Below are 23,726 nucleotides of genomic sequence, written 5' to 3'. Positions count from 1 at the left end.
ACTGAGTGCACACCGGTCGAGGAAGAGGTCAACGTGCGGATCAAGCGAAGCGCCGTGGAAACCGAAGGCGCGTCGACGCGCGCCCCGAGCACGCCGAGGGCGCGGATCGAACCGTTCACCTTCGGACTCGTCGGCACCCTCGGCGTGCTCGTCGCGCTCCTCATCGGCTCCATCGTCGGCCAGCTCGCCACCGTGCTCATCTACATCGGCGTCGCGCTGTTCCTCTCGCTCGGGCTCGACCCGATCGTCTCGTACATCGAGCGCAAGCTCCCCCGCCCGGCCGCGGTCACCATCGTGGTCGTCGTAGTGCTCGCCGCCTTCGCCGGGATCGTGCTCGCCGTCATCCCGGTGCTCGTGGAGCAGGTCGCAGGCCTCATCGACGACGCCCCGCGCCTCATCAAGGAGTTCACCGCGAGCACCTGGTACCACGATGTGACCAGCCAATACAGCGGCACCATCGACAACGCCCTCCAGAGCGTCGTGACGTTCCTGAAGGATCCGGGCAACCTCAGCCAGATCGGCGGCGGGATCCTCGCGGTCGGCGCGGGGATCGCGGGTGGCGCGACGGGCGTGACGATCGTGCTGATCCTCACCCTCTACTTCATGGCGTCGCTGCGATCGATGAAGCACGCCGCGGCCCGCTTCGTCCCCGCCTACCGTCGCCCCGGATTCTCGGAGATCCTCGAGGACGTGTCCGGCGCCGTCGGTCGCTACGTCATCGGGCAGGCCAGCCTCGCGCTCATCAACGGCGTCCTGAGCCTCATCTTCCTCAGCATCATCGGGGCCCCCATGCCCGTGCTCCTCGCGCTCATCGCGTTCATGGGCTCGCTGATCCCGCTCGTCGGCACGCTCAGCGCCGCGATCATCAACTCGGTGATCTGCCTGTTCGCATCGCCCCTGACCGCGCTCGTCGCGATCATCTACTACCTCATCTACATGCAGATCGAGGCGTACGTGCTCAGCCCCCGCATCATGAGCAAGGCGGTCGCCGTGCCCGGCGCGATGGTCGTCATCGCGGCCGTCGGCGGCGGCGCGCTCGGCGGGATCCTCGGCGCACTGGTCGCCATCCCCGTCGCCGCGAGCCTCATCATCATCATCCAGAAGGTCGTGTTCCCGGCGCAGGACGCGAAGACCGAGGCGCCGCAGGACGCGTAGCCGGACCCTATCCGACCGGTCGGCCTCATCTGCGCGAGGTAACGACCCGGTCACGATCCGTGCCGCCATCCGAGTCCCGACGTAGCGTGAAGGCAGCCCTTCCAGGGGCAGGGCCGCCCCCGGAACGGGGGAAAGGACTCCCATCATGCAGTCTCGGAAGCAACGGATCCCCACCGCTCTGATCGCGCTCGCGGGCGCGGCAGCGCTCGCCCTCACCGCCTGCTCCGGCGGCGGGAACGGGGGTGGCGGCAGCGGGGGCGGCGCCGAACTCTCGGGGGTCACGCTGAACGTCGCCGCCGACTGGTCGGGTGCCGAGCAGAAGAACTTCGAGCAGGTGCTCGCGAAGTTCGAGCAGCAGACCGGCGCGAAGGTCAACTACACGAGCTACGGCACCGATGTCGCCACGGTGCTCGGCCAGAAGGTGGACGGAGGGGATCCGCCGGACGTCGCAGTGATCCCCCAGCCGGGCCTCATGCAGCAGCTCGCGAAGAAGCAGGCCCTCATCGAGGTCGATCAGGCGACGAAGGCCGAGGTCGAGAAGAACTACTCGAAGGACTGGGTCGATCTCGGCAAGGTCGACGGCAAGCTCTACGGCGTCTGGTTCAAGGGCTCCAACAAGTCGACCGTCTGGTACAACACCGACGTCTACGATGCCGCCGGAGCTTCCGTGCCGAAGGACTGGGACGGATTCCTGAAGCAGCTCGGGACCGTCTCCGACTCGGGCGTGTACGGACTCTCCATCGGCGCCGACGCGGGCTGGCCGCTCACGGACTGGTTCGAGAACGTGTACCTGCGCACCGCGGGCCCCGAGAAGTACGACCAGCTGAGCACGCACGAGATCCCGTGGACCGACCCATCGGTGAAGACGGCGCTCGAGACTCTCGGCAAGCTCTGGGGCGACAAGACCCTGGTCCAGCCGGGAACCGCTCAGCGCACCTTCGGCGACTCGGTGACCGCGGTGTTCGGCGATCCGCCGAAGGCCGGCACGGTCTACGAGGGCGACTTCGTCGCCGGCAACATCGCGTCGAGCACCAAGTCGGTCGTCGGCAAGAACGCGAAGTTCTACGATTTCCCCGCCATCAACGGCTCCGGCCCTTCGGTGGTCGGCGGCGGCAACGCCGCCGTGCAGCTGAAGGACAACAAGGGGGCCGCGGCGCTCATGCAGTACCTGGCGTCGCCCGAGGCCGCGACCGTCTGGGTGGAGCTCGGTGGATTCACCTCGCCGAACTCGAAGGTCGACACCGCGAAGTACCCGGACGAGACGTCGAAGCAGATCGCCGAGGCGCTCACGGGAGCCAAGACGTTCCGGTTCGACATGTCCGACCTCGCGCCCAGCGCCTTCGGCGGCACCAAGGGCGCCGGCGAGTGGCAGATCCTCATCGACTTCTTCCAGAACCCGAGCGACGTCGCGGGAACCCAGCAGAAGCTCGAAGCCGCCGCCGCGGCCGCCTGGAAGTAATCGCCGAACGGCATCGGGTCCGCGCTCCGGCGCGGGCCCGATGCAGCGGAGGGAGGATCCGTGGCCACCACGCAGACCGAGGTCATGCGCCGAGTCGAGACGGGCGGACGGGGATCGCGGCACCGCCGCACGTTCTCGCGCCGCCAACTCGTCACGGCCGGGCTGTTCCTCGCGCCGGCCCTGATCCTGCTCGGCGCGCTCGTCGCCTACCCCGTCATCTACTCGGGCTGGCGGTCGCTCTACGACGCGGCCGGAACCGACTTTCTGGGGCTCGGCAACTACGTCACCATGTTCACGGATCCCGAGACCTTCACGGCGATCCGGAACAACCTCATCTGGGTACTCGTCGTCCCGATCAGCTGCACGATCCTCGGGCTCATCTTCGCCGTGCTGCTCGACAAGATCCGCTGGGGCACCGCGTTCAAGCTCATCCTGTTCATGCCGATGGCCATCTCGATGGTCGCCGCGGGCGTGATCTTCCGCACGACGTTCCAGGAGAACCCGCAGCTCGGCGCCGTCAACGCGGGGCTCGTCGCGATCAGCGACGCGGCGGGGACGTCCGCCGGATATCCGGGCGCGCGGCCCCGGCCCGATCTCGGCATCGAGAACCGTGCGGGCGGCCTCGAACTCGTCTCGGCGCCCGGCCGGGCGGCGGAGTTCCCGCTCGTCGGGGTGAAGCCGGACTCGTTGCCGGCGGGCGCGAAACCCGCCGTCGCCGCGGAGCCGAAGGCGGGCGCCGTGACCGGCACCGTCTGGCTCGATTTCGTGAAGGGCGGAGGCGGCACCGTCGGAGCGCTCGGCGACGGCAAGCGCGGCCTCCCCGGCGTCGAGGTGCAGGCGCTCGGTGCGGACGGCTCGGTCATCGGCACCGCGACCACCGCCGATGACGGCACCTTCGCCATCGAGGGGGTCGGCGGCGGGGAGACGACCGTGCGCCTGCCCGCATCGAACTTCACGGCCGGCTTCCAAGGGGTCCCCTGGCTCGGGCCCGGACTCGTCACCGCAGTGATCATCCTGAGCTACATCTGGATCTGGGCCGGCTTCGCCATGGTGATGATCGCGTCGGGCCTCTCGGCCCTGGACCGCTCCCTGCAGGAGGCCGCGAGGATCGACGGCGCGAGCGAGTGGAAGGTGTTCACCCGTGTCACCGTGCCCATGCTCGCCCCCGTGCTCGTGGTCGTGTTCGTCACCCTGATCATCAACGTCCTCAAGATCTTCGACCTCGTCTACGTCATTCCGCCGCCGTCCTCGCTGCCCGATGCGACCGTGATCGCGGTGCAGATGTGGACGGTGTCGTTCGGCGGCGGCAACGACCAGGGCCTCGGCAGCGCGCTCTCGATCCTGCTGCTCGTGCTCGTCATCCCGTCGATGATCATCAACGTCCGCAGGTTCCGCGAGGATCGGAGTCGATAGCCGTGGCCACCACCGTCCCCACCGCCCCCGGGACCGATCCCATCGCGTCGGCTCGCCGGGCTCCGAAACCGCGCCCGGCGGGATCGCGCCGCTCCGGGACGAGCGCGCTCCTGGGCCGGAGCGTCGTCAACCTCGTGCTCGGCATCGTCGCCGTGTTCTGGCTGGTGCCCAGCTTCGGACTCTTCCTCTCGTCGCTGCGCAGCAGCACCGACAACAGCGCGAGCGGCTGGTGGACGGTGTTCGCCGCGCCCGCCCAGCTCACGGTCGACAACTACGCGGGGCTGCTCGGCAACGCGCAGTTCATGGGTTCGTTCTGGAACACCATCGCGATCACGGTCCCTTCGACCGTGCTCGTGGTCGTGATCGGGGCACTCGCCGGCTACGCGTTCGCGTGGATGCGCTTCCCCGGACGCGACGCCCTGCTCATCGTGGTGATCGTGCTGCTGGCCGTACCCGTGCAGGTCGCACTGATCCCGGTGTCGAAACTGTTCGGCGCACTCGGGATCTTCGGCTCCGTGCTCGGCGTCATCCTCTTCCACACCGCGTTCGGCCTGCCGTTCGCGATCTTCCTCCTGCGCAACTTCTTCACGCAGATCCCCGCGGAACTCATGGAGGCCGCCCGCATCGACGGCGCGAGCGAGTGGCGGATCTTCGTCCGCGTGATCCTCCCACTCGGCATGCCGGCGATCGCGTCGCTCGGTATCTTCCAGTTCCTGTGGGTGTGGAACGACATGCTCGTCGCCCTGATCTTCACCAACCCGAGCTCGCAGCCGGTGACGGTCGCGATCCAGAGCCAGCTGCGGCAGTTCGGGGCGAACATCGACGTGCTCTCGTCGGGTGCGTTCCTGTCGATGCTGATCCCGCTCGTCGTGTTCTTCGCCTTCCAGCGCTACTTCGTGTCGGCGCTGCTGGCCGGGTCGACGAAGTAGCGACCCGGCCTCCACCGCCGCGTCCCGCTCGTGGACAACTCTGTGGAGTGCACTGGGGACACCCGTGGAGAAACGCGAATCCGGTTTTCACGAAACCCGTTCTGACCAGGTGTAATTCCAAAGAGAAAATTACACCGGTGTAGTTTCGAACCGCCCTCCACCTGTGGATAACTCGGTGGAAGCGGTGCCGCGATCGTCGCCCGCGGGTAACGTATGCCGCATGACCGATCCCGACCCGCGCATCGCCTCGATCCCCGACGGCTGGGCCGGTCGTGCGCCGTCGCGCAAGGCGCTCCGCATCATGCCGGCCGAGCTCTTCAACCGCTCGTACCGCCCGGCACCCGACGCATACCTGCACGTCGCGCCGCTGCGCCGGCCACCGCTCCCGCTGCTCATCGCGTGCGGCGTCATCGCCGCGGTGTGCGGCCTGATCGTGTGGGGCACGCTCGCGCAGGCCGGCACGACGCCGAGCATGCAGGGACCGATGCCGTTCATCGTCGCCGCGGGTTTCGGCTTGCTCGGCCTCTTCTTCCTCCTCGCGTTCGTGAACGCGATCACGGCATCGTTCACGCGAGGCAGCTGGGCGAATCGCCAGTGCATCGCCTTCGGCACGAGCGGCATCGCGATCCGGCTGCAGGGCTTCGACTTCGACGTGGCCTGGCACGAGGTCACCGCGGTGCGCGCGACGAGGCGCAGGAACGCGGGCAAGGCTCCCGCGCTCGTCCCCGTCCTGCGGATCGAACGCGGGGCCGAGCACTGGGACCTGCAGCCGGCCGTGATCGACGCCGACCCGGTGCTGCTCTACTCCGCGCTGCACTACTCCTGGATGCACCCCGAGCAGCGCGCGGCGCTCGGCACCGTCGCGACGCCGCAGCAGCTCGGCGGCGGGCCGCAGGGCTGACGCCGGGCCGGCTCAGTTCCGACCGGTTCTCCGGTCCGGCCCCGCCCGGGATCCCGCTATTCGAGCTCGCCGTCGACCGCGGTCGCGAGCGTCCGCGCCCTGGCCAGCGCTTCCGGTTCCGCCGTGCGCGGATCCACGTCGAGCACCGCGAAGTCGGCGCGGAGGCCCGGTGCGAGCGCCCCGATCTCGTGCTCGCTGCGCAGCTGCCAGGCCGCGTTCGCGGTGTGCGCCCGCAGCGCGTCGAGGCGCCTGACCCCGGTGCCGCCGTCCAGCCTGCGCCCCGTACGCGAGGTGCGGGTCTCGGCGACCGCCATGTTGCGCAGCGGCTCGCACGGTGTCACGGTGCCGTCGTTGTGGAACGTCGCCCGGTGCCCGGCCGCGAAGGCCGCGCCCGCGTCCGCCCACGCCGCTCCGTGCTCACCGAACAGGTCGTCGACCAGCACGTCGCCCCAGTAGGTGATGTGGTCGACGAACAGGCTGACGGTCACACCGAGCGCCGCCGCACGCACGAACTGCGCCGGGGTCATCAGGCCGCAGTGCTCGATCCGGAACCGGTGGTCCCGCAGTCCGAAGCGCCGGATCAGCTCCTCGTAGGCATCGAGGGTGCTGTCGATGGCGACGTCGCCGTGCGCGTGGCAGGCGAACTGCCAGCCGTCGCCCGCGTACTGCGATCCGATCTCGATGAGCTGCTCCGTCGAGTAGTTCGCGTGCCCGATGTGGCCGGGCGCGAAGCCGAGCGCCCGGGTCGCCGCCGTGTCGAGGTAGGGGAACGAGGTCGCGATGTTGCCCACCCAGGGTGAGCCGTCCGACCAGATCTTGATCCCCACCTGCCGGTAGCGGGCGTCGCCGTTGTCGAGCGCGGCGGTGGCGGTCGCGCCGGGCTTCGACATCTCGTAGCCGCGCAGGCGGATCGGCAGCCGCCCGGCCGCGGACATGCCGGTCGCGAGGCGCGCGAGGTCCTCGGTCCAGGTGAGATCGGCGATGGTCGTGATGCCGCGCCGGCGCAGGTCGCCGAGGTACGCGCTCATGCGCCGGGGCATGTCGGCTTCGGCGGCGGCCAGCGCGGGGCCCGCGATCCGGGCGACCGCGGCGGCCTCGTAGGCCACGCCGCTGAGCTCGCCGGACGCGTCGTGCCCGTAGGAGGCGCCCGCGGGGTCCGGGGTGTCGCGGTCGACGCCCGCCTCGCGCGCGGCGGCGGAGTTGAAGTAGACGGAGTGCAGCGAGTTGTGCACGATCACCAGCGGGATCTCGCCCGCGAGCGCGTCGAGATCCTGGATCGTGGGCGGCACGAGGCCGCGCTGCAGCAGCGGATCCCACCCGTTCGCGACGACGCGCGCCGGCCGGGGCTCGGCGGCGAGCGCCGAGCGGATCGCGGCCCACACCTCGTCGGCGGTCCCGATGGTGACGGGTCGGATGTCGATGGCGTCGTCGCCGAGCAGGGTCGCGGCCTCGGAGGGGTGGCCGTGCGGCTCGATGAGGCCCGGGATCGCCCAGCCCTCGCCGAGGTCGATGCTGCGGGCGTCGGTCGGCGCGGGCACCTCGTCGCGGGACCCGATGGCGACGATGATCCCGTCTCGGACGAGCATCGCCTCGGGTGCGGCGGCCGGGTCGGCGGGTGAGCCCTCGCCTCCGACGCAGTCGAGGTCGGTGCGCACGAAGCGACCGGTGTAGCGGAGCAGCTGGGAGTCGGTCACGGGTGCCCTTTCGACGCGGTGCGGGTCGCCGGGCGTTCATCGCCCACCACTACTTGTATCGGCTTTCCGGGTGCCCCGCGAGGATTCATCGCCGCTGAGTATCCTGGCCGGAGCCGCGGCGGCCCGACACCCGCGGCGGAGAGGGATCCCATGACGCTTCCGGAGCTCCCCGAGGCGACCGAGGTCGACGGCCCGGCCCGGCTCGCGACCCGGACCTCCGCGCACTGGGGCCTCGTCGTCGCTCTCGGCGCGGCCGCCGTGGCGATCTTCGTCGGCCTGGCGTTCTGGGTCGGGTCGGTGCTGCCCGAGACCCAGGAGCGGGGCACGGAGTGCTTCCTCCACGACGCGCAGGCGTGCCGGACCGCCTCGGAGACCGAGATCCTGAGCGCGGTCGAGGATCGGGCGCGCATCTCGTTCCCCGAGGGGACGCAGCTGGTCCAATCGGAGTCGTCGGGAGGCGGCGCGCGGTCGACGGTCGACCGCAGCGCGCTGGTGCGGGTCCCGGAGCACGGGTCCATCACGCTCGACACGCGGTTCCGCGAGGTGCAGCCGGGCGAGCTGCCGCAGGCGGTCCTCGACCGCGCGGTCGGGCAGGGGCTGATCGAGATCTTCGATGCGCAGCGGCTCTCGGTGCCGTCGAGCGGCTCGGGCGAGCGCCTCCCCGAGATCGTGGTGCTCGAGGGGCCGACCTCCGCGGGCACGCGGCTCGCGCTCATCGACCTCAGCGAGGTGGGATAGCCTCCGAGCATGACCGGGACCCCGCAGCCGACCGCCGCCACCGCCTCCTCCGATACGACGACGGGGGCCGCGAGCGGCGGCTTCGACGGGGTGCTGTTCGACTGCGACGGCGTGCTCGTCGATTCCGAGCTGATCACGAACGGCGTGCTGCGCGAGATGCTGCACGAGCTCGGCTGGGCGATCTCGGCGGAGGACTGCATTCGATTGTTCATCGGTCGCGCGCTGAAGGACGAGTGGGAGGTGATCCTGGACCGCACCGGTTTCCGCATCACCGACGAGTGGATCGGGCTGTTCCGCGAGCGCCGCGACGAGCGTCTGCGCGCGGAGCTGTCCGCGATCCCGGGAGCGCGAGAGGCCGTTGCGGCGGCGTCCGAGCGCTTCGCGGGCCGGATCGCGGTCGCGACGGGCGCCGACCTGCCGAAGGCGCGGATGCAGCTCGAGCTGACGGGCCTCGCCCCGCTGTTCGGCGGCCGGGTGCTGAGCGGCATGGATCAGCCCCGCAGCAAGCCCGCACCCGACGTCTACCTCGCGGCGGCCGCGGCGGTCGGTATCGACGCGGACCGCGCGATCGTGGTCGAGGACACCGTCTCGGGCACCACCGCGGGCGTGGCGGCGGGTGCCACCGTGCTCGGCTTCTCTCCCGAGGGCCCCACCCGCACGGCGCCCGAGGCGCTGCGCGCGGCGGGCGCCGCCGCGGTGTTCACGCGCATGGACGAGCTGCCCGGTCTGATCGACTCGATCTCGCGCCGCGTCACGAACTGACGCGCCGCACCGGAACCCTGGCCCGGATGTGCCCGGGCCGGCTGGCGACGACTCCGGCGACGAGCTGGAGCACGAGCAGCAGGCCGAGCGCGGCGAGCGGCAGCGTCCACTCCCCGCTGAGGGCGTGCACCGCGCCGAAGCCGATGGGCGCGAGCCCGGCGATCAGGTAGCCGAAGCCCTGCGCCATCGTCGAGAGGTGACCCGTGTGGTGCGCGTCGGGCGAGCGCAGCACGATGTAGGCGAGCGACAGGCTGATCGACGCGCCCTGCCCGAGGCCGAGCAGCGTCATCCACAGGTAGGGCGCCGCGGCCGGGGCGACCGCGAGCCCGACGTAGGCGGCGGCCATCAGCGCGACCGCGACCGCGACCGGCAGCCAGACGGGCCGGATCCGCTTCGCGAGCGCGGGCACCACGAACGAGGCGAGGATCCCGGGGAACGCCGAGAACGCGAACAGCCAGCCGGCGGTGCCGGCGGCGATGCCGGCGTCCTGCAGGATCGTCGGCACCCAGGTGAGGCTCGTGTAGTAGGCGGCGCTCTGCAGACCCATGAGCGCGGTGACGGCGATGGCGATGGGGTCGCCGAGGATCGCGCGGAACGGCGGCTCGCCGGCCTCGGAGGGCGCGTCGGCGACCCCGGCGCCGGCCCGCGCGCAGCCGGGCGAGCGGCGCATCTGCGGGATCCAGATCGCGGCGGCGAGGATCGCGGGCGCCGCCCAGACGGCGAGCGCCGCACGCCAGTCGCCGCCCACCAGCGGCAGCAGCGGAACGGTCAGGCCCGATGCGGCGGCCGCGCCGACGAACAGGGCGGTCGAGTAGAGCCCCATCATGAGCCCGGACCGATGCGAGAAGTCCTGCTTGATGGCGGGCGGCATGAGCACGTTGCCGACGGCGATCGCGGCGCCGACGAGCACGGTCCCGACGAACAGCCCGACGAGGCTCGGGTGCAGGCGCAGCAGGATCCCGGCGGCGAGCACGATCATGGTGACGCCGAGCAGCCGGTGCATGCCGAGGCGGCGCGTGAGCCCGGGCGTGAGGAACGCGAAGGCGCCGAAGGCGAAGACCGGGATCGTGGTGAGGAGGCCCGCCGCGGTGGTCGAGAGCCCCAGCGCGTCGCGGATCTCGCCGAGCACCGGTCCGATCGAGGCGACGCCGATGCGCAGGTTGAGGCCGATGAGGATCAGGCCGGCGGCGAGCAGCAGCATGCCGCCCCGGCTCCGGGAGCGTTCGACCGGACGCTCGTCGGGCCGCGCGGCCTCGACCGGGAGGTCGTCGGTGATCGGGATTTCCGAGGTGCGCACGGGCGGCTCCTTCACGAGGGGGCCGAGACGCACGAGCGGCAGGGGCTGCGGCGGCTCGGCATCGGGACGCGGTCGGGGATTCCGACCAGTGCTTCCATTCCATCGCCGCCGGCGGAGGCGATCCACCGGTACAGTGACCGATGATGCCTGAAACCCGCCACGACTCGCTCGCGCCCGAGCAGATCCTGCTCCTGGACCACGCCGAGCGCACCCCCGTGCACCTGCACGCCATGGGGCACCTCGTATACCCGGCGACCGGGGTGCTCTCGCTCGTCACCGACGACGGATCGTGGATCGCCCCGTCGAACCGGGTGGTCTGGATCCCGGCGGGGTTCCGGCACCGGCACCGGGCGCACGGGGCGACCGACATGCGGGTCGTGTTCCTGCCCACCGAGCTCGCGGGGCTGCTTCCCGCGCGACCGGCGGTGCTCGCGATGAGCGCCCTGGCGCGCGAGGCCGCGCTGACGCTGACCGGGGATCCGTCGCGCTCGCCCGAGTCGCGGGATCGGCTGCGCCGCGTGATCATCGAGGACGTGTGCGCGACGCCCGAGCAGCCCCTGCACCTGCCGGAGCCGCACGACGACCGGCTCCGCGCCCTGACCCGCCTGGTCGAGCAGGACCTGTCGAGCCCCGAGACCCTCGAGCAGCTCGGCCGCAGGGTCGGCGCGAGCGGTCGCACGCTCAGCCGCCTGTTCCGGCAGGAGGTCGGCATGAGCTTCCGGCAGTGGCGGATCCAGCTGCGCGTGCACCGCGCGCTCCTGCTGCTCACCGACGGGGTCTCGGTGGTCGACACCGCCACGGCGTGCGGCTGGGCGAACCCGAGCGCGTTCATCGACGCCTTCACCGAGCTCGTCGGGCAGACGCCCGGCCGGTACCGGCGCTCGCTCGCCCTGGAGGATCGCGGCCCGCTGCGGGAGAATCGGAGCGGGGCCACGCCGGACACGGCATCTATTTTTGAATCACTAAAAACTAAGTGGTAGGGTTGGGGAACATGGAGACGACGCTCGAATCGGCATTGCGCAGTGCCGGATTGCGTGCGACCGCTGGCCGGGTCGCCGTGCTCGACGCGCTCGCCTCCATGCCCCACTCGGACGCCGACCAGGTGTTCCGGGTGGTCGCGAGAACCGTGCCGACCACCTCGATCCAGTCGGTGCACAACATCCTCGCGGACCTGACGGAGGCGGGCCTCGCCCGCCGGATCGAGCCGGCAGGATCCGCGGCGCTGTATGAACGGCGCGTCGGCGACAACCACCACCACATCGTCTGCACCGAATGCGGTGCGGTCGGTGATGTGGACTGCGTCGTCGGTCACGCGCCGTGCCTCGACCCGTCGTCCACGTCGGGTTTCACCGTTCAGACCGCCGAGGTCACGTTCTGGGGCCTGTGCCCCACGTGCCGAGCCTCGGCCGCATAGACGACTCGCGTTCGTCCGCCCGCCCCACGGCCGGGCGGTGATTCGTCGTGCCCGGAAATCCCCCAAGGAGAGCCATGTCCAGCCCCCAGACCCCGCAGACCACCACCCAGACCGGAACGCCGGTCGCGAGCGACGCCCACTCGCTCAGCGCCGGTCCTGACGGCGCGATCGCGCTGCACGACCGCTACCTGGTCGAGAAGCTGGCCCAGTTCAACCGCGAGCGGATCCCCGAGCGGATCGTGCATGCCAAGGGCGGCGGCGCCTTCGGCGAGTTCGTCGTCACCGGCGACGTCTCGGCCTACACCCGGGCCGCGGTGTTCCAGCCCGGCGCGCGCACCGAGACGGTGCAGCGCTTCTCCTCGGTCGCCGGAGAGCAGGGCTCGCCCGACACCTGGCGCGACGTTCGCGGCTTCTCGGTGAAGTTCTACACGAGCGAGGGCAACTACGACATCGTCGGCAACAACACCCCCGTGTTCTTCATCCGCGACGGCATCAAGTTCCCCGACTTCATCCACTCGCAGAAGCGCCTGCCGGGTTCCGGCCTGCGCGACGCCGACATGCAGTGGGACTTCTGGACTCTCTCGCCCGAGTCGGCCCACCAGGTCACCTACCTCATGGGCGACCGCGGCCTGCCCCGCTCGTGGCGCCACATGCCGGGCTTCGGTTCGCACACCTACCAGTGGATCAACGCGGAGGGCGAGCGCTTCTGGGTGAAGTACCACTTCGACGCGCTGCAGGGCAACGAGGAGATGAGCGGCGAGGAGGCCGAGGCGATCGCCGGTGCCGACGCCGACTACTACCGCCGCGACCTGTACGAGGCGATCGAGCGCGGCGACTTCCCCGCCTGGAAGGTCTCGGTCCAGGTCATGCCCTACGAGGAGGCGAAGACCTACCGCTTCAACCCCTTCGACCTGACCAAGGTGTGGCCGCACGCGGACTACCCGAAGATCGAGGTGGGCGTCCACACGCTGAACCGCAACCCCGAGAACTTCTTCGCGCAGATCGAGCAGGCCGCCTTCTCACCGGCGAACACCGTCCCCGGCATCGACATCTCGCCCGACAAGATGCTGATGGCCCGCGTGTTCTCGTACCCCGACGCGCAGCGCTACCGCGTGGGCACGAACTACACCCAGATCCCGGTCAACGCCCCCGTGGCACCGGTCGCGAACTACTCGCAGGACGGCGCGCAGCGGCACGGCTTCAACTCGCCGAGCACGCCGGTCTACGCCCCCAACTCGCTCGGCGGCCCCGTCGCCGATCCCGCCGCCGCGGGTGCGGGCTCCTGGGAGTCCGACGGCGAGCTGGTGCGCGCCGCGGCGACCCTGCACGCCGAGGACGACGACTTCGGCCAGGCCGGCACCCTCTACCGCGACGTGTTCGACGCGGCCGCGAAGGAGCGCTTCCTCGCGACCATCACGGGCGCCGTCGGATCCGTGCAGAACGCCGATATCCGCGAACGCGCGATCGCCTACTGGAGCAGCGTCGACGCCGAGCTGGGTGCCGCGCTCCGCGCGAACCTGGCCTGAGCCCGCACGAGCATTGGAGAACCCCATGAACCCGTCCGTCCGTTCCTCCGAGAGCAGCACCACCGGCCGCAGCGCGAAGCGCACGGATCGCATCGATGAGGCCGCCGCGAAGCGCGCCGAGCGCTACTCGCGCCTCGTGATGCAGCCGAACGAGATGCTGGTGCGCCGCCGCGGCTGCGGCTGCTGCGACTGACCCGCACCTCGCGGGTACCGGCCTCGGCCGCTCGCTCAGTCGAGCGCGCCGAGCCGGTACCCGCGACCGCGCACCGTGCGGATCAGGTCGCGGTCGATCTTGCGGCGCAGGTAGTGCACGTAGGTCTCGACCGTCGTCGCGCGCTCGCCCTGCGCGAAGACCCGCTCGAGCAGCTGCTCCCGGGTGAAGGTGCGCTCCGGCTCGGCGACGAGCACGGCGAGCAGTGCCGTCTCGGTCTCGGTCAGCGCGATCCGACCCGAGTAGGGCGACTCGATGCTGCGGTCCTCGGGCGAGAAGAACCACCCGCCGATCTCGACCCCGAGCGGCTGGTCGTAGCTGCGGGTCATCGCCCGGAGCCGGGCGTTCAGCTCCTCGAACTCGAACGGCTTCACGAGGTAGTCGTCGGCGCCCGCGTCGAGCCCCTCCACCCGGTCGTGCAGCTGCCCGAGGGCGGTGAGCAGCAGGATCGGGGTCGCGATCCGCTGCCGGCGCAGCTCGCGCACGAAGTCCTCGCCGCTGATCCCCGGCAGGCCGCGGTCGACCACCATCGCGTCGAAGGCCGTCGTGCGCACCGCGTCCCGCGCGGCCTCCGCCGATTCGACGAGCTCGACCCGCCAGTCGACGCCGAGCACGTCGCGCATGATGGGACCGAGTCTCGGGTCGTCCTCGACCAGCAGCAGGCGCATCATCTCGAGGCCCCGTCCGCGGCGAGCGGCAGGCTCAGTTCGAACCGCGTCCCGTCCGGCCCGGTCGACGCGACCCGAGCTTCGCCGCCGGAGGCCTCGCAGAGCTCGCGCACGAGCGCGAGGCCGATCCCCCGGCCCGTGCGGCCGCGGCCGCGCGGGGTACGCGGGGGCGTGCCGTGGGCGAAACGGTCGAACACCCGCTCGGGGGCGACGCCCCGGATCCCGGGCCCCTCGTCGGACACCGTCAGGACCGCGGAACCGCCGCGCCGCTCGGCCTCGATCCGCACCGTGCCGCCCGCGGGCGAGTGATCGAGCGCATTGTCGACGAGCGCGACGAGGCAGCGCCGCAGGGCGCTCTCGGGCATCGCGACCGCGAGGGGCGGGGCCACCACCGCGATCGCGACGCCGAACTCCTCGGCGACGGTCGCGAGGTCGCGGGCCACCTCGCCGGCCACGCCGTCGAGCGCTGCCCGGCCGCGGGCCGCCGCCGCGCCCGTCGCGGCGTCGAGCATGTCGTCCATCACCACGGCCAGGTTGCGCACGTCCTGCCGCAGCTCCGCGACGATCGCGCCCCGCGGATCCCCGTCGGGGGTCATCGCGGCCAGCTGCTGCGCCCGGGCGCCCAGCACCGCGAGCGGGGTGCGCAGCTCGTGGCTGGCGTCGGCGACGAAGCGGCGCTGCAGCTGGAACGCCTCGTCGAGCGGCTGCACGGCCCTGCGGGCGATCATGCGGGCCGCGAAGCCGGCGCTCAGCACGGCTCCCGTCGCGAGCAGCACGACCGCGAGCACCAGCTCGCCGGGATCGAGGCGCACCTCGATCTCCCCCGGCTGCGGCGGCTGATTCGCCTCCCACGGGGTCGTCTGCCAGAACACGAACGCGAGGATCACGCCGCCGCCGATCACGACGAGCCCGGCGCACACCGCCATGACCTGCCAGCCGATCTGCGAGGCCGACCGCCGGTAGGCCCGCTCGTCGGGCAGCTCCCCCGGCTCGATCCGGGTTGCGGGCATCTCGCTCCCCCTCCGTCTGCGCACGGCCCGAAGCCGGGCCCGGGTCCACTCTCGCACGTCAGGGCCCGGGATCCGCCGCGAGCCCCTGCTCGCGCACGCACGACAGCACCACTCCGACCGCCATCAGCGTCGAGACGAGCGAGGTACCGCCCGCCGACACGAGCGGCAGCGGCACCCCGAGCACGGGCACGAACCCCAGCACCACCGAGACGTTCACGAGCATCTGGGCGGTGATCCAGGTCATGCACCCGCCGATCACCGAGACGGCGAACGGGTCGTGGCAGCGCGCCATGAGCGCGAGCAGCACGGCGGCGAGCGCGGCGAACAGCAGCACGACCGAGACGGCGCCCACGAAGCCGAGCTCCTCGCCCACGATCGCGAAGATGAAGTCGGTGTCGGCCTCGGGCAGCCACGACCACTTGGCGGTGGATCCGCCGATGCCGGTGCCGAACAGGCCGCCGCCCGCGAGCGCCCAGAAGCCGTTGAGCGACTGCCAGCACATGCCCTGCGCGTGCGCCGCGTCCGTGACGCAGTCGACCTCGAGGAAGTGCGTGATGCGGAACACGCGGTTGGGCTTGATGACGGTCATGACGCCGATGCCGAGCACGGCGACGCCCGCGATCCCGGCGAGGATCCGCAGGCGCACCTGCGAGAAGTAGAGGCAACCGAACACGAGCGCCGCGATGATCATGAGCGTGCCGAGGTCGCCCCCGATCACGTTGATGAGCATCGACAGCGCGACCACGGGCAGGATCGGGATCACGACGTGCACCCAGCGCGACAGCAGCTTGCGCTTGGCGGCGAGCACGGTCGAGATCCAGACGAGCAGCACGATCTTCATGAACTCGGCGGGCTGGATCGAGACGGGGCCGAGCTGCAGCCAGTTGCGGTTGCCCCCGGCCTCGTAGCCGAGCGGGGTGTAGACGAGCGCCTGCAGGGCGAAGCCGCCGAGCAGCGCGACCCAGGCGTACCTGCGCAGCAGCGCGGTGGGCGCCTGGCTCAGCACGAGCATCGCGCCGAGGCCGAGGATCGCGTACGCGCTCTGCCGCATCAGCCCCTCGAGCGGGAACTGGCCGGCCGCGATGGCCGTGACCTCGCCGGCCGACTGCACCATGACCACGCCGACGGCGACGAGCAGCAGCACGATGACGAGCAGCGCGACGGTGAGGCGGCGCAGCGGTCCGGGCGCCTCGGGGATCAGCCGGAACCGGGCCGGGGCTGCTTCGGGGAGGCCGATGGTGCTGCGCTGCATCGTGGACACGGCGGGCTCAGTTCACGCAGGGGCGGGTGCCGGGACGGATCGGCTCGTCCCAGGAGCCGTAAGAGGTGGGACCCGAGGCCGGAGTCTTCGCAGGCGCGGGATCGGGCGCCGCGGTCGGCGCGGTCGGGTTCGAGTTCGGCGCCGGGGCGGATCCCTCTGCCGCGGGCGCACCCGGCTCGCCGGGCGCCGATGTCGGCGCCGGCTTCGGCGTCGCGGGCGGCGCCGTGCCGAGCAGCGATGCGGTCACCCGGTGGATCTCGTCGAGGTCGACGATGTTCACGGCGGCCCCGTCGATCGTGCTGAACTCGACGATCGGCAGGGTGACGAACTCGATCCCGTTCTGCGCGGCCGTGCGGGCGATGTCGAGGAACCCGAGCACGTCGAAGCCGGTGTCGAGCGCGACGTGCGACTGGGTGACCCCGACGAGCTCCGTCACGGTCTTCGGGTCGGTCAGGGTGCTCTGCTGCTTCAGCTTGTCGGCGAGCGCCACGAGGAACGCCTGCTGGCGCCGCGCGCGGTCGAGGTCGGTCAGCTCGGGACCGTCGACTCCCGTGTCTCGGCGCTGGCGCACGAAGCTCATGGCCTGCTGCGCGTCGAGCTCCTGCACGCCCGCCGCGAAGCGGGCGCCCGAGTAGCTGTCCTCGGTCGCCCGGTTCAGGCACACCGTGATCGGGGCGACCGCCTCGGAGACGTAGTAGAAACCGCCCATCGTCATCTCGACGAAGTGGTCGATGCGCACATCGCCGAGGAAGTGCGAGACGGTCTCGATCTGCGCCTGCCGGCCGGCGGCGCGCGCCTGCTGGTACTTCTCGTCCGGCGACAGCTTCTCGTCGCCCTGCAGCTCGTTCATGCGCTGCTGCATCGCGAGGCCGTACGCCTCCTTGATCTTCGAATGCGTCACCCCGAGCGGGGCGCCGACGATCTCGGCGTAGTCGTCGCGCGGGATCGAGATGCCGACCGACTTCTTCCGATCCTTGGGGATGTGGATCAGCATGAGCACGTTCGCGTTGTACCCGCCGTCGTCCTCGGTGCCCGCGTGCAGAGCCTCGTACACCTGCTTCGGCAACGGTTCGCCCCGCTGGTCGACGCGGGTGTCCATGCCCATGATGAGGATGTTCTGCTCACCGGGCTCGGGCTTCTTCGTCGCGTGCGGCAGCGCGAAGTCCGAGCGCACGATCCCCTCGTTCAGGCTGCGCAGCACGAACGCGGCCGCCGCTCCGGCCGCGACGAGGAGCGCCGTCAGCACGACCGAGATCGTGACGAGCAGGCGCTTCCGGCGGCTCATCCGCCGCCTGCGCGGGGCCGGGGCGTCGAGCGGCTGCGGGTTCCGGGGTCGTCGAGACATGGGTTCCGTCCGTTCCGTGGTTCGTGGCGGTGGGGCGGGTGCCGGAGCACCGGATGCGCGGGGCGCGCGACGTGCGACGTGCGCGGTCAGTGCGCGAATCGCGCCGCGAGCCGGCTCAGTGCGACGTCGGCGACCAGGATCCGCGCCGTCGGCGCCATCGCGAGCCCCCACACGATCGAGGCGAGGGCATCGCTCGGGTAGTGCAGGCCGTCGCTCACGACCGCGGCGCCGACGAGCAGGGTGAACGCGACGCCTCCGACGATCGCGACTCCCTCCCACCGGCTGTCGCGCAGCAGGAACCAGATCCCGATCGAGAGCGAGACGGCGAACGCCGTGTGCCCGCTCGGGAACGATCCGTCGGTCTGGACCTGGGCCGGGAGGTGCGTGAGCAGCGACAGATCGGGGCGCGGGCGATCCACGAGGATCTTGATCGCCGCGACCGGCAGCCAGGTCACCGCGATCGTGCCGCCGAACGCCAGCGCCGGGATCACGGAGCGCGAGCGCCACCAGACGAGCAGGGCGAGCGCGACGACGAGCACGACGGCCGGGACGGGGCTGAAGAGCCGGTAGATCGCGTCCGCGACGAAGCCCCAGGCCCCGACGTGATCCCGGTTGAACGCGGCCACGATCCCGGCGTCGACCGGGTGCGCACGCATCACGAAGCCGAGCGCGATCACGGCGGCGGCGACCACAGCGGTCGTGACGAACGCGACGGCGGGCCGCTGAGCCCGGCGCAGGATCCCGCGCTGCGCGCCGAAGCCCGCCCGGTCGTCCGGTGCGTGCGTCGCGCGCGGCGCACGGTGCGCGTGCTGCGTATGCTGCGCGCCTCGCTCGCGCATCGGCTGCGTCGTGGTCGTCCGGGTCATCCGGATCCTCCCGTCGGTTGCGCGGTGCTCCGGGATCGGTGCACCGCGCAACCCAGCCTCCGCCGGGCCCGCCAAGGAACCTCCAAGGATTCGCCGGGGTCACCCCCGATGCGTCGCTCGGAAGAGCGCCACCCACTGCTCGGCGCTCAGATCCTTCGGGAGCCGATCCGGTGCGATACCGATCCGTGCCATACGCCGCGCGGCCTCGCGCCGGGGCAGACTCGTTGCGGCGGCAGCGATCGCCGCGATGCCCCGCCCGGGGCCGGTGAACACGCGATGCACGAACTCGCGGTAGGCGGCGCGATCCCGATCGTCGATCAGCGGCTGCGCCCGGCGATCCATGACCAGGATCCCGCCGTCGACGCTCGGAGCCGGGCGCAGCGCGGATCGATGCACCCGGCGGTCGACTCCGAACTCGAACCAGGGCCACCACTGCGCCGTCATCATGCTCGCGCCTCCGACCCCGGCGCGGCGGCGGGCGACCTCCCACTGGACGAGCAGCACGGCCCGGCTCCAGCCCGGCGCGTGCAGCAGTTTGCGCAGGATCGCGGTGGTGAGGTGGAACGGCACGTTGCCTGCGATGACGTGCGGGGTTCCGGGCAGCCGCCAATCGAGGAAGTCCGCGTGGACGACCCGGATCCCGGGCAGGGCGTTGCCGAGGACGGCGACGCTGCGCGGATCGATCTCGACCGCGGTGAGCGGACGATGGAGGCGGTGCAGTTCGCGCGTCAACGCGCCCCGCCCCGGTCCGATCTCGATGATCGGCCCGGTCGAGTCTGCGACGAGCCGGGTGAAGGCGGCGACCGTCGGTCGGTCGGTGAGATAGTTCTGGCCGTGCTCATGACGGCCGCCACGGTACGTGGGCATGGGAAAGCACTCCTGGGGCGGAAGATCTTCCGGGCGCGCGAGAACAGCCGCCCGGTTGGACCGAGGAGCGGCGGAGACGACGTGAGGGAGCGTCCGCCGCTAGAAGCGACGGATCCGGGTCATCATGTGCGCGGAGGTACCCATGGCATCAGCCTAACCGCACGCGGCTCCCTCCCCGGTAGGGGGCGTCGGTGCGGCAGGTGGTACCCGAGTACCATCTTCGGCCGATCAGGTCGGATTTCCAGTCCGCAACGGGCCCGCGTTCCGTAGTCTTTTCCCCATGGAGCGGGTGATGGACGAGGTCGACGTCGAGCAGACGGGACTGACCTCGGAAGAGGCTGCCCTCAGGTTCGAGGCGGGCCAGGGCAATGTGTCGAGCGACGGTTCCACGCGCTCGCTGTGGCAGATCCTGCTCGCGAACGTGTTCACGCTGTTCAACGCGATCGTGTTCGCCGGCTTCGGGATCCTGTTCGCGCTCGGCCGCTGGCAGGACGCGCTCTTCGCCTTCCCCGCGCTGTTCAACACCGTGATCGGTGTGGTGCAGGAGTTCAACGCCAAGCGCACCCTCGACCGGCTCGCCGTGCTCAACGCCCCGACCGCCCGGGTCCGCCGCGACGGCGACGACGCCGAGATCCCGCTGCAGCAGGTCGTGCTGGGCGACCTGCTCGTGCTGCACACCGGCGACCAGGTCACGGCCGACGCCCGCGTGGTGCAGACCGACGAGCACGGTCCGAGCGGCCTCGAGGTCGACGAGTCGCTGCTCACGGGCGAGTCCGACGCCATTCGCAAGCGCCGCGACGACGAGGTGCTGTCGGGCTCCAGCGTCGTGAGCGGCACCGCCCTCGCCGAGGTCGTGCGGGTCGGCGACGACTCCTACGCGGCGAAGCTCACCAACGAGGCCCGCCGCTTCTCGCTCGTGCAGTCGGAGCTGCGCGGCAGCATCAACCGCCTGCTGAAGTGGATCGCGTGGGCGCTCGGCCCCATGATCCTGATCGTCGCGTACGGCCAGATCCAGTCGCACGGCGGCTGGGAGCGCACGCTCGAGACCGGCGAATGGCGCGAGGCCGTGGTCGGCGCGGTCGCCGCCGTCATCGCGATGGTGCCGCTCGGCCTCGTGCTCGTCACGAGCATCGCGTTCGCCGTCAGCGCCGTGCAGCTGTCGCGCCAGAACGTACTGATCCAGGAGCTCCCCGCGGTCGAGGGCCTCGCCCGCGTCGACGTGCTGTGCCTCGACAAGACCGGCACGCTCACCACCGGCAAGATGGGCTTCGGCGAGACGATCGAGCTGCACGAGATCGCCGGCTGGCGCGGGATCCTGGGCCGCATCGGATCCGCGCCCGACGCGAACCTCACCGCCCAGTGCCTCGCCGAGCCCTTCGGCGGCGAGCAGGCGCCCCGGATCACGGGCGAGATCCCCTTCGACTCGGCGCGCAAGTGGAGCTCCGTGATCGCCGGCGGCCCGGCCGAGCAGGGCGGCGGCACCTGGGTGTTCGGCGCCCCCGAGTTCGTGCTCGCCGATGCGCGCGGCGATGCCGGGATCGAGAGCGTGCTGCAGCAGGCCGGCGAACTCGCCGAGGCCGGCAAACGCACCCTCGTGCTCGCGCACAGCGCCGTGATCGACGGCCCCGCCGAGCATCCCGAGCTGCCCACCGGCCTCGTCCCGGTCGCGCTCGTCACGTTCCACGAGCGCGTGCGCGAGGACGCGGCGCAGACCCTCGCCTACTTCCGCGAGCAGGGCGTAGAGGTCCGCGTCATCTCGGGCGACGATCCCCGCACCGTCGCGGCCGTGGCCCGCGAGGTCGGCTTCGACGCTCCCCACGGGTACGACGCGCGCACGCTGCCCGAGGATCAGGACGCGCTCGCCGAGGTGCTCGAGACCGAGCGCGTGTTCGGCCGGGTCACCCCGCAGCAGAAACGCGCCATGGTGCACGCGCTGCAGAGCCGCGGGCACGTCGTCGCGATGACCGGCGACGGCGTGAACGACGCCCTCGCGATCAAGGACTCCGACCTCGGCATCGCGATGGACTCCGCCGCGCAGGCCACCAAGGCCGTCGCCCGCCTCGTGCTGCTCGACGGCCGCTTCGACCGCATGCCCGGGGTCGTGGCCGAGGGGCGTCGCGTGATCGCCAACATCGAGCGCGTCTCGATGCTGTTCCTCACGAAGACGACCTACGCCTTCGCGATCGGCATCATCTTCGGACTGCTCGCCTGGGCGTTCCCGTTCCTGCCCCGCCAGCTGTCGATCACCGACGGCCTCACCATCGGCATCCCCGCGTTCTTCCTCGCGCTCATGCCGAACGCCTCGCGCTACCGCTCCGGCTTCCTGCGCCGCTCGCTGACGTTCGCGATCCCCGCGGGCCTCGTCGTGACCGCCGGGCTCATCGCGCTGCGCATCGTCGGCCACGACATCGGCGCGACGGTGGTGCAGATGCAGTCCGCATCGACGCTCGTGCTCGCCGGCATCGCGCTCTGGGTGCTGGCCGTGCTGGCCCGCCCGGTCACCGCGTTCCGCGCGGCCGTCGTGGTCGCCATGTACGCGGGCCTCGCGCTGATCTGGTGCATCCCGATCGTCGCGACGTTCTTCCGGGTCGAGTTCCTGCCCGCACCGCTCGCGATCGCCGTGCTCGTCGTCTCGCTCGTCGGCATGGTCGTCATCGAGGCGCTGCGCTTCTGGCACCGCCGCCGGGTGGAGTGAACCGGCCACCGGGCGTGGAACGGTCGGCTGCCTCGGGCCCTCAGGGCAGCTGGTAGATCGCCTCGGTCGCGAGCTCGGCCCGCACCGCATCGCCCTCCGAGATCGCCTCGGCGAGCCGGGCGATCAGTCGCTGCATCTCGGCCTGGTCGAACAGCTCGACGAAGAACTCCGGCGGGATCTTGAAGAAGAGACCCGACGTCGCATCGTGGTAGACGCCCTGGAGCAGCTGGTTGCCCGAGGCCTTGGCGAGACGATCCCACACGGCGAAGATCGTGTCGCGCGCTCGGCGCACGTCGCCTCCGGCGAGTCCCTCGGCGACCCGGTCGAGATCGGACGCGACCTTCGTCCGCGCTTTCGCGTCGAGGCGGGGGACGGCGAGGCGCACCACGCCGCCGAGCAGCACGCCGAGGGTCTGCATCGCCTCGAGCGTCTCCTCCTTGCGGGGCGTCGCCACGCGCGTGTAGCGGTTGGGCTCCATCTCGATCAGGCCCGACCGGGCGAGTTCGTTGATGGCGTCGCGGATGGGCGTGCGCGAGACGCCGAGCCACTCCTGCAGCTCCTTGTCGTGGAGGACCTCGCCCGGCTCGAGCGTGCCGTCCATGATCGCGTCTCGGATCCGCTCCTGCACCACATCGCGCAGGAGCACGCGCTGGTTCTGCGACTCGTTCTTCTTCGCCGGAACCGGCATGCGTCTCCCTCATCTGGTCTGTGGCGCTTCGCTATTCAGTATCGCAAATAGGATCCCCCGATAAAATGTTGGTATTCCCCCATCGCGCCGCTCAGTGAGGATCAGCATGCCCGTCCCGAAGACCGTCTCGGCCGCGACACCCGCACGCGTCCTGCTCCGCGACACGGTTCGCGAGCGCCTGCGCGAGGGGATCATGGACGGGACCTTCGAACCCGGCGAGGCGTTGCACGACAAGGAGCTGCAGGAGTGGCTCGGCGTCTCGCGCACGCCCATCCGCGACGCCATCAACGAACTCGCCCGCATGGGCCTCGTCGACATGGAACCGAACCGCTACACCCGGGTCGCGAACCCCAGCGACGATGAGACGGTCGTCGCGATGCAGACCCTCGGCGTCATCTACTCCGGCGTGGTGCGCCTTGCCGTGCCGCGGCTCTCTGCGCGCACCGCCGCGCGGATCGCCGACCAGCTGGACCGATTCCGCGACGCGCTCGAGCGACGCGAGCCGCTCGAGGTCCGCAAGTACGGCTTCCCCACCTTCGAGCTCTTCGAGCGCGAGTGCGGCAACCCGCTGCTGGTCAAGCTCTGCCGCGAGTCCGTCGACGGCCTCGCCTTCAAGGTGCGGTCGCAACGCGTGCTCGAGCTCTTCGATATCGACCGGGCGGCCGAGCAGATCGCGGATCTCGCCGCGGCGACCCGCGCGCAGGACACCGCCGCGGCGGAGAACGCCACGTCCGCGGTGTTCCAGCTGCCGCCGCGATAACGCCCGGGAGGGGCGGGGATCCTCGGCCCCCGCCCCTCCGTCGGATCCGCTCCGGATCCCGCGCGGC

22 protein-coding genes are annotated in these 23,726 nt (G+C 71.3%); 13 read left to right on the top strand and 9 right to left on the bottom strand.

Annotated features, from left to right (window positions below; translation table 11 throughout):
* Positions 1 to 54: 54 nt before the first annotated feature.
* The 5 genes from XM48_RS13910 (at position 55) to XM48_RS13890 (ending at position 5,857) form a co-directional block, all read left to right on the top strand.
* A complete protein-coding gene (locus XM48_RS13910; protein WP_046456504.1) occupies positions 55 to 1,155 on the top strand; it encodes an AI-2E family transporter in 1,101 nt (366 codons plus the stop codon).
* Positions 1,156 to 1,300: 145 nt separating this feature from the next.
* Positions 1,301 to 2,614, top strand: a complete 1,314-nt coding sequence (locus XM48_RS13905; protein WP_046456429.1) for an ABC transporter substrate-binding protein — start codon at positions 1,301 to 1,303, stop codon at positions 2,612 to 2,614.
* A 60-nt stretch (positions 2,615 to 2,674) separates the two neighbouring features.
* A complete protein-coding gene (locus XM48_RS13900) occupies positions 2,675 to 4,027 on the top strand; it encodes a carbohydrate ABC transporter permease (protein WP_231580890.1) in 1,353 nt (450 codons plus the stop codon).
* A 2-nt stretch (positions 4,028 to 4,029) separates the two neighbouring features.
* On the top strand, positions 4,030 to 4,956 hold the full coding sequence (locus XM48_RS13895) for a carbohydrate ABC transporter permease (RefSeq protein ID WP_231580889.1): 927 nt from the start codon (positions 4,030 to 4,032) through the stop codon (positions 4,954 to 4,956).
* 220 nt (positions 4,957 to 5,176) lie between these two features.
* Entirely contained in the window at positions 5,177 to 5,857 is a 681-nt protein-coding gene (locus XM48_RS13890; RefSeq protein WP_156175074.1) for a hypothetical protein, read from the top strand.
* 56 nt (positions 5,858 to 5,913) lie between these two features.
* Here the strand turns inward: XM48_RS13890 and XM48_RS13885 are convergent, their stop codons facing one another.
* Positions 5,914 to 7,551, bottom strand: a complete 1,638-nt coding sequence (locus XM48_RS13885; protein ID WP_231580888.1) for an amidohydrolase — start codon at positions 7,549 to 7,551, stop codon at positions 5,914 to 5,916.
* Between the two features lie 150 nt (positions 7,552 to 7,701).
* Between XM48_RS13885 and XM48_RS13880 the strand changes: the two genes are divergently transcribed.
* Together XM48_RS13880 and XM48_RS13875 are read left to right on the top strand one after the other, a co-directional pair.
* Positions 7,702 to 8,289, top strand: a complete 588-nt coding sequence (locus tag XM48_RS13880; RefSeq protein WP_046456427.1) for a hypothetical protein — start codon at positions 7,702 to 7,704, stop codon at positions 8,287 to 8,289.
* A 9-nt stretch (positions 8,290 to 8,298) separates the two neighbouring features.
* Complete coding sequence (locus tag XM48_RS13875; RefSeq protein ID WP_084821188.1) at positions 8,299 to 9,051, top strand: HAD family phosphatase; 753 nt, start codon at positions 8,299 to 8,301, stop codon at positions 9,049 to 9,051.
* Here the strand turns inward: XM48_RS13875 and XM48_RS13870 are convergent.
* A complete protein-coding gene (locus XM48_RS13870; protein ID WP_231580887.1) occupies positions 9,041 to 10,348 on the bottom strand; it encodes an MFS transporter in 1,308 nt (435 codons plus the stop codon). The two genes, XM48_RS13875 and XM48_RS13870, sit on opposite strands and share 11 nt — an antisense overlap.
* Before the next feature lie 143 nt (positions 10,349 to 10,491).
* Between XM48_RS13870 and XM48_RS13865 the strand changes: the two genes are divergently transcribed.
* The 4 genes from XM48_RS13865 to XM48_RS18020 all read left to right on the top strand — a co-directional run bounded on the left by XM48_RS13865 (position 10,492) and on the right by XM48_RS18020 (position 13,481).
* Positions 10,492 to 11,328 carry a helix-turn-helix transcriptional regulator gene (locus XM48_RS13865; protein WP_084821200.1) on the top strand — a complete coding sequence of 279 codons (837 nt, stop codon included), beginning with the start codon at positions 10,492 to 10,494 and terminating at the stop codon, positions 11,326 to 11,328.
* A gap of 11 nt (positions 11,329 to 11,339) precedes the next feature.
* Positions 11,340 to 11,762: a Fur family transcriptional regulator gene (locus XM48_RS13860; protein WP_046456426.1), complete on the top strand. Its 423-nt coding sequence runs from the start codon at positions 11,340 to 11,342 to the stop codon at positions 11,760 to 11,762.
* A gap of 74 nt (positions 11,763 to 11,836) precedes the next feature.
* Positions 11,837 to 13,288: a catalase gene (locus XM48_RS13855; protein ID WP_046456425.1), complete on the top strand. Its 1,452-nt coding sequence runs from the start codon at positions 11,837 to 11,839 to the stop codon at positions 13,286 to 13,288.
* Between the two features lie 25 nt (positions 13,289 to 13,313).
* Entirely contained in the window at positions 13,314 to 13,481 is a 168-nt protein-coding gene (locus XM48_RS18020) for a hypothetical protein (RefSeq protein ID WP_156175073.1), read from the top strand.
* Positions 13,482 to 13,516: 35 nt separating this feature from the next.
* Here the strand turns inward: XM48_RS18020 and XM48_RS13850 are convergent, their stop codons facing one another.
* The 6 genes from XM48_RS13850 to erm all read right to left on the bottom strand — a co-directional run bounded on the left by XM48_RS13850 (position 13,517) and on the right by erm (position 19,516).
* Positions 13,517 to 14,170 carry a response regulator transcription factor gene (locus XM48_RS13850; RefSeq protein WP_046456424.1) on the bottom strand — a complete coding sequence of 218 codons (654 nt, stop codon included), beginning with the start codon at positions 14,168 to 14,170 and terminating at the stop codon, positions 13,517 to 13,519.
* The gene (locus tag XM48_RS13845; protein WP_052961532.1) at positions 14,167 to 15,177 is read right to left on the bottom strand and encodes a sensor histidine kinase KdpD; all 1,011 of its coding nucleotides are present in this window, start codon (positions 15,175 to 15,177) and stop codon (positions 14,167 to 14,169) included. The genes XM48_RS13850 and XM48_RS13845 overlap by 4 nt, the downstream gene beginning before the upstream one ends.
* 58 nt (positions 15,178 to 15,235) lie before the next feature.
* Complete coding sequence (locus XM48_RS13840; protein WP_046456496.1) at positions 15,236 to 16,429, bottom strand: FtsW/RodA/SpoVE family cell cycle protein; 1,194 nt, start codon at positions 16,427 to 16,429, stop codon at positions 15,236 to 15,238.
* A gap of 16 nt (positions 16,430 to 16,445) precedes the next feature.
* Positions 16,446 to 17,783 carry an LCP family protein gene (locus XM48_RS13835; protein WP_046456495.1) on the bottom strand — a complete coding sequence of 446 codons (1,338 nt, stop codon included), beginning with the start codon at positions 17,781 to 17,783 and terminating at the stop codon, positions 16,446 to 16,448.
* Positions 17,784 to 17,869: 86 nt separating this feature from the next.
* Positions 17,870 to 18,649 (bottom strand): phosphatase PAP2 family protein, encoded by a 780-nt coding sequence (locus tag XM48_RS13830; protein ID WP_052961530.1) that lies wholly within the window; start codon positions 18,647 to 18,649, stop codon positions 17,870 to 17,872.
* 99 nt (positions 18,650 to 18,748) lie between these two features.
* Positions 18,749 to 19,516 carry a 23S ribosomal RNA methyltransferase Erm gene (erm, locus tag XM48_RS13825; RefSeq protein ID WP_046456423.1) on the bottom strand — a complete coding sequence of 256 codons (768 nt, stop codon included), beginning with the start codon at positions 19,514 to 19,516 and terminating at the stop codon, positions 18,749 to 18,751.
* A 280-nt stretch (positions 19,517 to 19,796) separates the two neighbouring features.
* Between erm and XM48_RS13820 the strand changes: the two genes are divergently transcribed.
* Complete coding sequence (locus XM48_RS13820; RefSeq protein WP_046456422.1) at positions 19,797 to 22,211, top strand: HAD-IC family P-type ATPase; 2,415 nt, start codon at positions 19,797 to 19,799, stop codon at positions 22,209 to 22,211.
* Positions 22,212 to 22,251: 40 nt separating this feature from the next.
* Here XM48_RS13820 and XM48_RS17130 read toward each other — a convergent pair whose 3' ends face one another.
* On the bottom strand, positions 22,252 to 22,899 hold the full coding sequence (locus XM48_RS17130) for a GntR family transcriptional regulator (protein WP_052961529.1): 648 nt from the start codon (positions 22,897 to 22,899) through the stop codon (positions 22,252 to 22,254).
* Between the two features lie 106 nt (positions 22,900 to 23,005).
* On the opposite strand from XM48_RS17130, the gene XM48_RS17125 reads away from it, so the two are divergent.
* Positions 23,006 to 23,659 carry a GntR family transcriptional regulator gene (locus XM48_RS17125; RefSeq protein ID WP_052961528.1) on the top strand — a complete coding sequence of 218 codons (654 nt, stop codon included), beginning with the start codon at positions 23,006 to 23,008 and terminating at the stop codon, positions 23,657 to 23,659.
* The last annotated feature ends 67 nt before the right edge of the window (positions 23,660 to 23,726 follow it).

Origin of the sequence: Leucobacter sp. Ag1, from assembly GCF_000980875.1 — a bacterium.
Taxonomy (GTDB): Bacteria; Actinomycetota; Actinomycetes; order Actinomycetales; family Microbacteriaceae; genus Leucobacter; species Leucobacter iarius.
The sequence above is the reverse complement of the archived record's forward strand: the minus strand, read 5'-3'. Positions and strand labels throughout refer to the sequence as shown.

What these genes read in the sequence shown, in the direction of transcription:
- XM48_RS13860 (WP_046456426.1), top strand. Translation starts at nt 11,340, where the DNA reads ATGGAGACGACGCTCGAATCGGCATTGCGCAGTGCCGGATTGCGTGCG.
- XM48_RS13875 (WP_084821188.1), top strand. Translation starts at nt 8,299, where the DNA reads ATGACCGGGACCCCGCAGCCGACCGCCGCCACCGCCTCCTCCGATACG.
- XM48_RS13820 (WP_046456422.1), top strand. Translation starts at nt 19,797, where the DNA reads ATGGAGCGGGTGATGGACGAGGTCGACGTCGAGCAGACGGGACTGACC.
- XM48_RS13840 (WP_046456496.1), bottom strand. Translation starts at nt 16,429, where the DNA reads ATGCAGCGCAGCACCATCGGCCTCCCCGAAGCAGCCCCGGCCCGGTTC.
- XM48_RS13855 (WP_046456425.1), top strand. Translation starts at nt 11,837, where the DNA reads ATGTCCAGCCCCCAGACCCCGCAGACCACCACCCAGACCGGAACGCCG.
- XM48_RS13905 (WP_046456429.1), top strand. Translation starts at nt 1,301, where the DNA reads ATGCAGTCTCGGAAGCAACGGATCCCCACCGCTCTGATCGCGCTCGCG.
- XM48_RS13850 (WP_046456424.1), bottom strand. Translation starts at nt 14,170, where the DNA reads ATGATGCGCCTGCTGCTGGTCGAGGACGACCCGAGACTCGGTCCCATC.
- XM48_RS13890 (WP_156175074.1), top strand. Translation starts at nt 5,177, where the DNA reads ATGACCGATCCCGACCCGCGCATCGCCTCGATCCCCGACGGCTGGGCC.
- XM48_RS13880 (WP_046456427.1), top strand. Translation starts at nt 7,702, where the DNA reads ATGACGCTTCCGGAGCTCCCCGAGGCGACCGAGGTCGACGGCCCGGCC.
- XM48_RS17130 (WP_052961529.1), bottom strand. Translation starts at nt 22,899, where the DNA reads ATGCCGGTTCCGGCGAAGAAGAACGAGTCGCAGAACCAGCGCGTGCTC.
- XM48_RS13845 (WP_052961532.1), bottom strand. Translation starts at nt 15,177, where the DNA reads ATGCCCGCAACCCGGATCGAGCCGGGGGAGCTGCCCGACGAGCGGGCC.
- XM48_RS18020 (WP_156175073.1), top strand. Translation starts at nt 13,314, where the DNA reads ATGAACCCGTCCGTCCGTTCCTCCGAGAGCAGCACCACCGGCCGCAGC.
- XM48_RS13830 (WP_052961530.1), bottom strand. Translation starts at nt 18,649, where the DNA reads ATGACCCGGACGACCACGACGCAGCCGATGCGCGAGCGAGGCGCGCAG.
- XM48_RS17125 (WP_052961528.1), top strand. Translation starts at nt 23,006, where the DNA reads ATGCCCGTCCCGAAGACCGTCTCGGCCGCGACACCCGCACGCGTCCTG.
- erm (WP_046456423.1), bottom strand. Translation starts at nt 19,516, where the DNA reads ATGCCCACGTACCGTGGCGGCCGTCATGAGCACGGCCAGAACTATCTC.
- XM48_RS13835 (WP_046456495.1), bottom strand. Translation starts at nt 17,783, where the DNA reads ATGTCTCGACGACCCCGGAACCCGCAGCCGCTCGACGCCCCGGCCCCG.
- XM48_RS13865 (WP_084821200.1), top strand. Translation starts at nt 10,492, where the DNA reads ATGCCTGAAACCCGCCACGACTCGCTCGCGCCCGAGCAGATCCTGCTC.